The 10,495-nt window shown below is 71.7% G+C and carries 8 protein-coding genes; 4 read left to right on the forward strand and 4 right to left on the reverse strand.

What is annotated here, in order from left to right:
* The first annotated feature begins 55 nt into the window (after positions 1 to 55).
* Positions 56 to 2,653 (forward strand): bifunctional FO biosynthesis protein CofGH, encoded by a 2,598-nt coding sequence (locus tag CCN56_RS10420; RefSeq protein ID WP_086825781.1) that lies wholly within the window; start codon positions 56 to 58, stop codon positions 2,651 to 2,653.
* Between the two features lie 145 nt (positions 2,654 to 2,798).
* Positions 2,799 to 3,917 carry an ADP-ribosylglycohydrolase family protein gene (locus CCN56_RS10425; RefSeq protein ID WP_086825783.1) on the forward strand — a complete coding sequence of 373 codons (1,119 nt, stop codon included), beginning with the start codon at positions 2,799 to 2,801 and terminating at the stop codon, positions 3,915 to 3,917.
* 9 nt (positions 3,918 to 3,926) lie between these two features.
* Here the strand turns inward: CCN56_RS10425 and CCN56_RS10430 are convergent, their stop codons facing one another.
* On the reverse strand, positions 3,927 to 4,709 hold the full coding sequence (locus tag CCN56_RS10430) for an SDR family oxidoreductase (protein ID WP_086825784.1): 783 nt from the start codon (positions 4,707 to 4,709) through the stop codon (positions 3,927 to 3,929).
* A gap of 93 nt (positions 4,710 to 4,802) precedes the next feature.
* On the opposite strand from CCN56_RS10430, the gene CCN56_RS10435 reads away from it, so the two are divergent.
* The gene (locus CCN56_RS10435) at positions 4,803 to 5,636 is read left to right on the forward strand and encodes a hypothetical protein (protein ID WP_086825786.1); all 834 of its coding nucleotides are present in this window, start codon (positions 4,803 to 4,805) and stop codon (positions 5,634 to 5,636) included.
* A 106-nt stretch (positions 5,637 to 5,742) separates the two neighbouring features.
* Here CCN56_RS10435 and CCN56_RS10440 read toward each other — a convergent pair whose 3' ends face one another.
* The 3 genes from CCN56_RS10440 to CCN56_RS10450 all read right to left on the reverse strand — a co-directional run bounded on the left by CCN56_RS10440 (position 5,743) and on the right by CCN56_RS10450 (position 7,983).
* Positions 5,743 to 5,943, reverse strand: coding sequence for a DUF397 domain-containing protein (locus CCN56_RS10440; RefSeq protein ID WP_086825788.1), 201 nt, complete (start codon positions 5,941 to 5,943; stop codon positions 5,743 to 5,745).
* Between the two features lie 179 nt (positions 5,944 to 6,122).
* Positions 6,123 to 6,983 (reverse strand): helix-turn-helix transcriptional regulator, encoded by an 861-nt coding sequence (locus CCN56_RS10445; protein ID WP_086825790.1) that lies wholly within the window; start codon positions 6,981 to 6,983, stop codon positions 6,123 to 6,125.
* Between the two features lie 301 nt (positions 6,984 to 7,284).
* Positions 7,285 to 7,983: a GPP34 family phosphoprotein gene (locus CCN56_RS10450; protein WP_086825793.1), complete on the reverse strand. Its 699-nt coding sequence runs from the start codon at positions 7,981 to 7,983 to the stop codon at positions 7,285 to 7,287.
* 183 nt (positions 7,984 to 8,166) lie between these two features.
* Here CCN56_RS10450 and CCN56_RS10455 point away from each other — a divergent pair, with 183 nt between their 5' ends.
* Positions 8,167 to 10,473 carry a serine hydrolase gene (locus CCN56_RS10455; RefSeq protein ID WP_086825794.1) on the forward strand — a complete coding sequence of 769 codons (2,307 nt, stop codon included), beginning with the start codon at positions 8,167 to 8,169 and terminating at the stop codon, positions 10,471 to 10,473.
* Positions 10,474 to 10,495: the final 22 nt, after the last annotated feature.

The following is a 10,495-nucleotide window of genomic DNA, read 5'->3' on the forward strand; positions in this document are numbered from 1 at the left end:
GGGTTCCTGCGGGGACCCGAACCCCCGCCCTCCGCCTCGCTCGTATGCTCGGTTCATGACGGATCACCAGGCAGGACGACCCACCGAGAACGCCATGCGCCGCGCCCTCAAGCGGGCCAGGGACGGGGTCGCGCTCGATGTCGCCGAGGCCGCCGTGCTGTTGCGGGCGCGGGGGAGCGATCTGGACGACCTCGTCGCCTCCGCGGGGCGCGTGCGGGACGCCGGGCTCGAGGCGGCCGGGCGGCCCGGGGTCGTCACGTACTCGAAGAGCGTGTTCATACCGCTCACCCGGCTCTGCCGGGACAAGTGCCACTACTGCACCTTCGTCACCGTCCCCGGCAAGCTGCGCCGGGACGGGCACGGGATGTTCATGTCGCCGGACGAGGTCCTCGACGTCGCCCGGCGCGGCGCCGAACTGGGCTGCAAGGAAGCCCTGATCACCCTCGGCGACAAGCCCGAGGACCGCTGGCCCGAGGCCCGCGAGTGGCTCGACGCGCACGGCTACGACGACACGATCGCGTACGTACGGGCCATGGCGATCCGCATCCTGGAGGAGACCGGGCTCCTCCCGCACCTCAACCCCGGCGTGCTGTCCTGGACGGACTTCCAGCGCCTCAAGCCCGTCGCGCCCTCCATGGGCATGATGCTGGAGACGACCGCGACCCGGCTCTGGTCCGAGCCCGGCGGCCCCCACTACGGGTCCCCCGACAAGGAACCCGCCGTGCGGCTCAGGGTGTTGGAGGACGCCGGCCGGTCCTCGGTCCCCTTCACCTCCGGGCTGCTGCTCGGCATCGGGGAGACCCTGGAGGAGCGCGCCGAGTCCCTCTTCGCGCTGCGGCGCGTGGCGCGCGCGTACCACTCCGTCCAGGAGCTGATCATCCAGAACTTCCGCGCCAAGCCGGACACGGCGATGCGCGGGATGCCGGACGCCGAGCTCGACGACCTCGTCGCCACCGTCGCCGTCGCCCGGCTCATCATGGGCCCCTCCGCCTGCCTCCAGGCCCCGCCGAACCTCGTCGACTCCGAGTACGAGCGCCTGATCGCCGCCGGCATCGACGACTGGGGCGGGGTCTCCCCGCTCACCATCGACCACGTCAACCCGGAGCGGCCCTGGCCGCAGATCGAGGAGCTCGCGGAGAGGTCCCGCGCCGCCGGGTTCGAGCTGCGTGAACGGCTCTGCGTGTACCCGGAGTTCGTCCAGCGCGGCGAGCCCTGGCTCGACCCCCGGCTCCTCCCGCACGTCCGCGCCCTCGCCGACCCCGAGACCGGCCTCGCGAACCCCGACGCGCCCGTGCGCGGCCTGCCCTGGCAGGAGCCCGACGAGGCGTTCACCGCGAGCGGCCGAACGGATCTGCACGCGACCATCGACACCGAGGGCCGCACGGGCGACCGGCGGGACGACTTCGACGAGGTGTACGGGGACTGGGAGGCGCTCCGCGAGACGGTAGCCGCCGCCAGGCGGCGGGAGGAAGCGCCCGAGAGGGTCGACGCCGACGTCCGCGAGGCGCTGTCCGTCGCCGCCGACGACCCGACGAAGCTCACCGACGCCCAGGCGCTCGCCCTGCTGCACGCGGACGGCCCGGCGCTCGACGCCCTGACCCGCATCGCGGACGACGTCCGGCGGGCCGCGGTCGGCGACGACGTCACGTACATCGTCACGCGGAACATCAACTTCACCAACGTCTGCTACACCGGCTGCCGCTTCTGCGCCTTCGCCCAGCGCCGCACCGACGCCGACGCGTACACCCTCTCCCTCGACCAGGTCGCGGACCGCGCCCAGCAGGCCTGGGAGGTCGGCGCCGTCGAGGTCTGCATGCAGGGCGGCATCCACCCCGACCTGCCCGGCACCGCCTACTTCGACATCGCGCGCGCGGTGAAGAAGCGGGTCCCGGGGATGCACGTCCACGCCTTCTCCCCGATGGAGGTCGTCAACGGCGCGAGCCGCACGGGCCTCTCGATACGGGAGTGGCTGACGGCGGCGAAGGAGGCGGGCCTCGACTCGATCCCGGGCACGGCGGCGGAGATCCTCGACGACGAGGTCCGCTGGGTCCTGACGAAGGGCAAGCTGCCGACGGCGACGTGGATCGAGGTCGTCAAGACCGCGCACGAGCTGGGCATCCGCTCCTCCTCCACGATGATGTACGGGCACGTGGACCAGCCCCGGCACTGGCTCGGCCACTTCCGCACCCTCTCCCGCATCCAGCAGGAGACGGGGGGCTTCACCGAGTTCGTGACCCTCCCCTTCATCCACACCAACGCGCCCGTCTACCTCGCGGGCATCGCCCGCCCCGGCCCGACCGCCCGCGACAACCGCGCGGTCATCGCCATGGCCCGGCTCCTCCTCCACCCGCACATCCCCAACATCCAGACCAGCTGGGTGAAGCTGGGCACGGAGGGCGCGGCGGAGATGCTCCGCTCGGGCGCCAACGACCTGGGCGGCACGCTGATGGAGGAGACCATCTCCCGGATGGCGGGCTCCAGCTACGGCTCGTACCGCTCCATCCGCGACCTGGAGGCGATCGCGGCGACGGCGGGCCGCCCGGCGAAGCCCCGGACGACCCTGTACGGCGAGGTCCCGGAGGAGCGGCAGCAGACGGCCCGCGCGTCGGACGGTCACCTCCCGGAACTGCTCCCGGTCCTTCCGCAGGAGTAGCCGCTGCGTGGTGCCCCTCCCCGTACCGGGAACGTGGTCAAAAGTGGACTGAAGGGCGTCGGATCACATAACGTTCTGCGCCCCGAACGGGCGTACCCGGTCCATTACAGTGCTGCGCAGACCGGTCTACGGGGGAGGGCACATCGTGGCCACGACAGCCGCGGCCGTGTGGGGCCGCGCCGAACAGCAGGACTTCCGGGCCCGCGTACGGGGCTGTCTGCTCGGTGGGGCCCTCGGCGACGCCCTCGGGGCGGGAGCGGACGGCCGCACGCTCGTGGAGCTGCGCGAGGCCCACGGACCTGACGGACTCGCCGACCCCGTTCCCGCGTTCGGCCGCCGCGGCGCCGTCACCGCCGCGACCCAGATGGCCCTCTTCACCGTCGACGGCCTCATCCGCGCCCAGGTCCGCCGCGACACCGGCGCCTGGCACCCGCCCACCGACGTCCACCGGGCGCATCTGCGCTGGGCCGCCACCCAGCGCGACTGGGGCCCCGACGAGCGCCGCAAGGACAACGGCTGGCTCGCCCGCGAGGAGTGGCTCTACGCCCGCCGCAACCCGCCCCGCGCCTGCCTCACCGGCCTCGGCGACGACCTCCTCGGCACCCTCGACAAGCCCAAGAACCCGGACGCCGCCGACTCCGGCGCCCTGGCCCGCTCGGCCCCCTTCGGGCTGCTCGTCGGCTGGGAGCCGCAGCTCGTCTGCCAGCTCGCCGTGGAGTGCGCCGCGCAGACGCACGGCGCCCCGGCCGCAGGACTCGCGGCGGGCGCCCTCGCGGTCACCGTCCACGGCCTCGCCCGCGGCGGCTCCGTCGAGGCGGCGGTGGCCCGCGCCCTGGAGCAGCTCGCGGTGCGCCCCGGCCACGAGCCGGTCACCGAGGCGCTGGGCCGCGCCCTCGGAGCCGTACGGGAGGGGGTGCAGGGCGCGGACCGGGTGACGGCCCTCGGGGCGGGGGAGGACCGGGCCGAGGGGCAGCTGGCGGCGGCCGTCTACTGCGCCCTGGTCGGCGAGGACGTACGGCACGGGCTGCGGCTCGCCGTGAACCACGACGGGCCCTCGGCGGTGACGGGCGCGCTCACCGGCGCGCTGCTCGGCGCCCTGCACGGCGAGACGGCCCTCCCGCCGGCCTGGCTGGCCGACCTCGAGGGCCGCGCGACGGTCCTGGAGCTCGCGGACGACTTCTCGATGGAGATGACCCAGGGAGCGGCCCTGCACACCCCCGCGGAGTCCTCGCCGGGCTGGCTGGCGCGCTACCCGAGGGGATGAGCCGGGCGCTCAGCGCATCAGTTCCCCCGCGTTGACGAGCAGCGACTGCCCCGTGATCGCCCGCGCCCGGTCCGAGGCGAGGAAGGCCGCCGCCTCCGCCACGTCCCCGTCCGTCGCGAGTTCCGGCAGTGCCATCCGTTCGGTGAGCCGGGCCAGCACCTCTGCCTCCGGCAGCCCCTCGGTGTGCGCGGCGAACCGGACGTACGCCTGGACCGGCGGCCCCCACATCCAGCCCGGCAGCACGGTGTTGACCCGGATCCGGTGCGGCCCCAGCTCGTGCGCGAGCGAGTACATCGCCGAGGTCAGCGCCCCCTTCGAGGCCGCGTACGCCGCCTGCCGCACCTGCGAGGGCGCGGCGATCGCCGACTGCGTCCCGATCAGGACGACGGAACCGCCCCGCTCCTTGAGGGCCGGCAGGCAGGCCCGGGTCATCCGCAGCGTGCCGAGCAGATTGACGTCGAGCACCCCCTGCCAGGTCGCGAAGTCCGCGTCCTCCAGACCCCCGAAGTACGAGTCCCAGGCGGCGACGTGCACCACCGCGTCGATCCCGCCGAAGCGCTCCACGGCGAGCGCGGCCAGCGCCTCGCACTGCTCCTCGTCGGTGATGTCCGTGACCCGGTACGCGGTACGGCGCCCCTCCGGGTCGATCTCGGCCGCGGACTTGGCGAGGTTGGCCCCGGTGCGCGCGCCGAGCACCGCGTGGCCCCCGTCCCGCACCACCGTCTCCGCGATCCGGTGCCCGAGCCCGGCGCCGACCCCCGACACGACGACCGTCTTCCCCTGGAGCAGCATTCGGACCCTCCCCGACCCTGGTCAAGCATCTGACGGTCCGTCAGAGTAGGTGGCTGTCACCGACAAGGGAAGACATGCGGAAGGGGTACGGGAGTGAGCGAGGAGACCCACAGTGAGACGTACGCGGAGCTGGCCGCCGTCGGGCCGTACGGCGTGCGTCCCGGCCACGCGCTGATCACCATGGTGGAACCGCACCCGGGCCACGAGTACGCGTACAACCGCTGGTACGAAGATGATCATTACTACGCAGGCGCCATGGCCATGCCCTGGATGTACGCCGGCCGGCGCTGGGTCGCCACCCGCGAGCTCCAGGAGCTCCGCGTCCCCGAGAAGTCCGCCGTCGCCCGGCCGGTCACCGCCGGCTGCTACCTGTCCACGTACTGGATCACCGAGGGCCGCTACGACGACCACATGAAGTGGACCGTCGGCATCAACAAGCGCCTCAACCGGGACTCCCGCGTCCACCACGAGCGGACCCACGTCTTCACCTCGTTCCAGGACCACGAGGCGACCGTCTACCGCGACGGGGCCACCGGCCCGCGCGACTTCCACGCCCTCGACCACCCCTACGCCGGCCTGATCCTCCAGGTGATCGACGCAGAGGGCCCGGAGGGGCGGGCGGAACTGCTCGACCGGCTGCGGAGCCGGGAGCTGCCCCGCCGGCTCACCGGCTCACCGGCGGCGATGGTGACGGTCTTCCGGCCGACCCCGCTGCCCGGCGACCGCATGACGTACGTGAAGCAGGTCGAGGGCGTCGACACCCGGCTGACCCTGCTGTGGTTCCTCGAGGAGGACCCCCGCGCGTGCTGGACGGAGCACTTCGCGGACCTGGAGTCCCTGGGGGACGGGGGAGGCCGGGTGGAGCTCGTGGCTCCGTTCATCCCGACGGTCCCGGGGACGGACCGCTACGTGGACGAACTGCGGTGAGTCCGTCCGGTTCCCGGGGGCAAAGGCCGAGCCCCCTCGGCCAGGACGGCGGACCGGTCGAGAGGGCTCATTCGTACTGCTGGTGACGGCGTGCGCGCACCGGGGCTCAGAGGGCCCCGTTGCTCACCTCGCCGACGAAGGCGTTCCACGATCCCGGACCGAAAGAGAGGGACGGGCCCTCGGGCGCCTTGGAGTCACGCACCGCGATCGCGGTCACGACGGGGGACTTGACCTCGACGCAGGCCCCGTTCCCGCCCGAGTACGAGGACTTCGTCCAGGTGTCCGTACCACCCTGAATAATCGCCATGCTGCTCACTCCGGTTCTGCCGAGTAGTGTTTCGCGCCAACGTTCTTGATGGCGTGATCGACGCTACTCGCCGGTCCCGTCCGGCGGGACCGGCGTTCACACGTCCGAGTGGCATATTCCAGCTGTGCTTCCGTGGGAACGATCGCCCGGTGTACCGTGCCTCACCCGCCCCGGGGCGATCATCCCTGGGCGTGCTTCTTCGCCATTTTCGCGATGAACTCCCGCGTCTGGTCGACGTTCAGCGCCTGCGCCCTGAGGTGCTCGTACATCACGGAGTACTTCCCGACGTCCTGCGCCTTCTCCAGGTACAGGTCGCTCGTCACGCCCTCGATGTACACGACGCTGGAGTCCGAGGTGTCCGGGAACTCAAGGATCGAGTACTGCCCGCTGATCCCCGGGTGCGCGCCCATCTCGAACGGGATCACCTGCACGGTGACGTGCGGCAGGTGCGACTGCTCGATCAGGTGCTCCAGCTGGTCGACCATCAGCTGCCTGCTGCCCACGATCCGGTGCAGCGCGCCCTCGTCGATCACCGCCCACAGACGCAGCGGACGCTCCTCGTCCCGGATCCGCTCCTGGCGGCGGGTCCGCACCGTGACCCGCTTCTCGATCTCCGAGGGCGTCGACTCCGGCATCGCCCCGGAGATCACGGCCTCCGCGTACGCGGGGGTCTGGAGCAGTCCGGGGATGATCTGCGACTCGTACATCCGCAGGCTCTCCGCATCCGTCTCCAGACCGATGTAGACGCTGTACGGGATGTCGCCGAAGGCGTGCCACCAGCCCTGCTGGCGCGAGTCCTTGGCCATCTGCATGAGGGAGTCGACCATGCGCTCGTCCTCGACCTCGTACACGCCGCACAGGTCCCGGACGTCACGCTGGCTGATGGAGCGACGGCCGTTCTCCAGCCGGCTGATCTTGGACTGGGAGACGAGGAGACGCTCGGCGACCTGCTCGGCCGTCATGTTCTTCGCCTCGCGGAGCTTGCGCAGCTCCTGGCCCAATCGGCGTCGCCTGACGGTGGGGTTGACGTTGGACGCCACGGAAACTGCACCTCCGGCTGTCTGCTGCGTAGCTGTGAGTATCTACCGCTTGGCAGACTGCCACCAATGGCCGGGTGCGCGCTGGGAAACCAGGACAACGCACATGTGCGGGGCGGCCGTCCAGACCGCCCCGCACACCTGTGCGGCTCCCGGGATGGTTCCAGGGGGACTCGGTGGTACTCGGTGCTGCTCGGTGGTTCTTGGTGCCGGGTTCGTGGCGCCGGGTGCTTGGTGCTTGGCGCCGGGTGCTTGGCGCCGGGTGTTCTGTGCTCTGTGCTCTGTGCCGCTCGTCGCGCGAGCGTCAGTGCGCGACCGCGCGGGCCATGCTGCCGCGAGGCTGCGCCGGGACGCCCGCGGCGCTCCGGCGCGGCTGCGCCGCCGCACCGTTCTGGACGTCCATCACGGCGTGCGCCACGAGTCCGCCCATGGGGTCGTGCCGGATCAGGTCGCGCAGCCGGGACCGCGACGACCGTCCTTCGTTGCCGGGGTAGAGGTGCTTCCCGAGACCGACCGCATGGGCCAGCGCGGCAAGCGCCGCGGTCCGCGGGTCCGGCGGTACGCCGGTGCGGATCGCACTGTCCAGCCGGGCACGGATCTCCCGACTGATCGCCGTGTCCGTCGCCTGGTAGCGAGTCGTCGGCAACACCCCGCACATCTGGCCCTCCACGGCATGCACCATGCCGCATCGCTCCAGATGCGAGAGATACGTCTGACGGAGCCCCAGCCGGGGCCCGCCGATCCAGTGGACGGCCCGAACCGGGCTGCCGCGCCTGCGCAGCAGTTCCAGCGCGGAGTCCAGTGTCGGATCTCCGGTCGGCCGTGGCATCACCACGGCGATACGATCCCCGTCAGGGGCTATCCGGCCTGCCAGAGCCAGCTCCACTAGCTGTGCTCCGGCCAGACCGAGGTCGAGCGACTGCGGCTGCGCTGTGGTACCCGTGGTCGGGTCCAGAGCGAGCAACAGAAGCTCTTCCGGAATAGTTCTGCGGCTCCTGCCCATCCATGCCTCCCCGCGTGGATGAATGACAGGGTGACCCCTCTCACATTCATCTGTCGAGAGCGCCTGGGTGGTTCATCCGGGAACCGGCAGGTATGTCGTTCTCGTCTAGCACGGGAGCCAAGGGGTTCACACAGGACACTGGTAGACGGTTCGGACGTACGTATGACGCATGGAGGAGGCACGGTGGCGGGCGAGTCCCCCGACAAGGCGGAGCAGCAGGGGTCGTCTCAGGAGACGGCGGCCTCGGGCGGCGGCGGCCGGGATCCTCGGCTTTCCGTGCTCCGTGAGTCAGACGCTCCGTCGTCCTCGGCGGTTCAGGTGGACCAGCCGACGGCCGTGTTCAAGACCCTGGCCCCGCGCACGCCGGAGGACGACGAGCCGACGGCGGTTGAGCCGGCGTCGGATTCGGAGCCGAAGCCGGAGTCGAAGTCGGAGCCGGAGGGCGACCGTCTGAAGACGGCTGTGGCGGCGTGGGTCGCGACGGCGGAGGAGCCCGAGGAGCCGACCGAGGAGTCCGACGAGGACGGCGAGCCGGAGGACGACGGCGAGCCCGAGGACGAGACCGAGGCGGACGACTCCGAGGTCGAGGACGAGCCGCAGGGCGACGAGCCGGACGACGAGCCCGAGGACGGGCCCGAGGACGCGGACGACGAGTCCGACGACGAGTCGGCCGAGGAGTCGGCCGAAGCGCCCGAGGAGCCCGTCGAGGACAAGGCGCCCTCCGCGTCCTGGTTCGCCGCGCGGAAGCCCGCCGCCGACGAGAAGCCGGCGGAGCCCGAGGCGACCTCGGACTCCTCCGAGGACGAGAAGTCGGACGACGAGTCGGACGGTGACTCGGGCGAGGAGCCGGACGAGGAGCCGGACGAGGAGCCCGTCGACCAGCCGACGACCATGTTCAAGATGGTCCGGCCGCCCGTCGTGGACCAGCCGACGACCGCCCTGAAGCTCCCGTCGTCCCTGACCGCGGACTCCGACAGCGAGCGCACCAGCGTCTTCCGCGCGCTGCGCCCCGACATCCCCGCCGAGCAGAAGGCCGAGAAGGCCGAGAAGGCGGCGCAGGAGGCCGCCAAGGCCTCCGCCACCCCGACGGAGGCCCCCAAGGCTCCCAAGGCGCCCGAGCCCAAGGCGGCGGCCGCGCCCGCCCCCGTACCGTCGCGATCGGCGCTCTCCGAGCCGGAGCGGACCCGGCAGCAGCCGTTGCCGCCACTGCCGCCGCTCGACCTGCTCGCGGAGCTGACGAACACTCCGCCCCCGCCGCCGAGTGCCCTGCGGACGACCCTGAGACGGGTGCGGATCTGGACCCCGCTGGTCCTGCTCCTCCTGATCGTCTTTGCGATCGTGCAGATGGTCCGCCCGCTGCCCGCGCCCGCCCTCACGCTGTCGGCCGAGCCGACGTTCACCTTCGAGGGCGGCAAGCTGAACATGCCGTGGCCCAACGAGGGTCAGGGCGCCGTCGAGGTCGAGGGCGTCGGTTCCATGGGCGCGTACGGGGCGCAGAAGCCGGCCCCGATCGCGTCCGTGACCAAGACGATGACCGCGTACCTGATCCTCCGCGACCACCCGATCAAGGGGAAGCAGCAGGGGCCCGAGATCACGATCGACAAGAAGGCCGCCGACCAGGCGAAGCACGACTCGGAGTCGACGGCGCCGGTCCAGGAGGGCCAGACCTACACGGAGAAGGAGCTCCTGGAGCTCCTGATGATCCCCTCCGCGAACAACGTGGCCCGGCTCCTCGCGCGCTGGGACGCCGGTTCGGAGGCCGCGTTCGTCGAGAAGATGAACGCCGCCGCGAAGGACCTGGGCATGACCCAGTCCACGTACACGGACCCGTCCGGTCTCCTCGACAGCACCATGTCGACCCCGCAGGACCAGCTGAAGCTGGCGAAGGCGGTCATGCAGTACGACGTGTTCCGCGAGATCGTGAACATGCCGAACGTGACGGTGGACGGCATCCCCGGCCGGATCGAGAACAACAACAACATCCTGCTCCACCCGGGTGTGAGCGGCATCAAGACCGGCTCCTCCACCCCGGCCGGCGGCAACCTGCTCTGGGCGGCGAACACCGTCGTCGACGGCCAGAACCGCCGCATCCTCGGCATCGTCATGGGGGCGAAGGACGCCAAGCTGCTCATCGACAAGCTGCAGCTCGCCATCGACAACAGCCTCAAGCTGATCCAGCAGGCCCAGAAGGACGTCACCTCGGCGGCCGTGGTCAAGAAGGGCCAGGTCCTGGGCTACGTGGACGACGGCCTGGGCGGCCACACCCCGGTGGTCGCGACCAAGGAGCTCAAGGCGGTCGGCTGGCCGGGCCTCCAGGTGAAGCTGGAGCTCACGGACGGCGGCAAGGCCGTCCCGCACGCGGGCAAGGCGGGCGACGTCGTCGGCCAGGTGTCGATCGGTACGGGCGCCGGCAAGGTCAGCTCCCCGGTCGCCCTCCAGACGGACCTGGTGGAGCCCGGCTTCGACAAGAAGCTCACCCGAGTGGGCTGACGGCCCGGGCCGGGTGTCCGGC

The organism is Streptomyces sp. NRRL B-24572, assembly GCF_002156145.1.
Lineage (GTDB): Bacteria > Actinomycetota > Actinomycetes > Streptomycetales > Streptomycetaceae > Streptomyces > Streptomyces vietnamensis.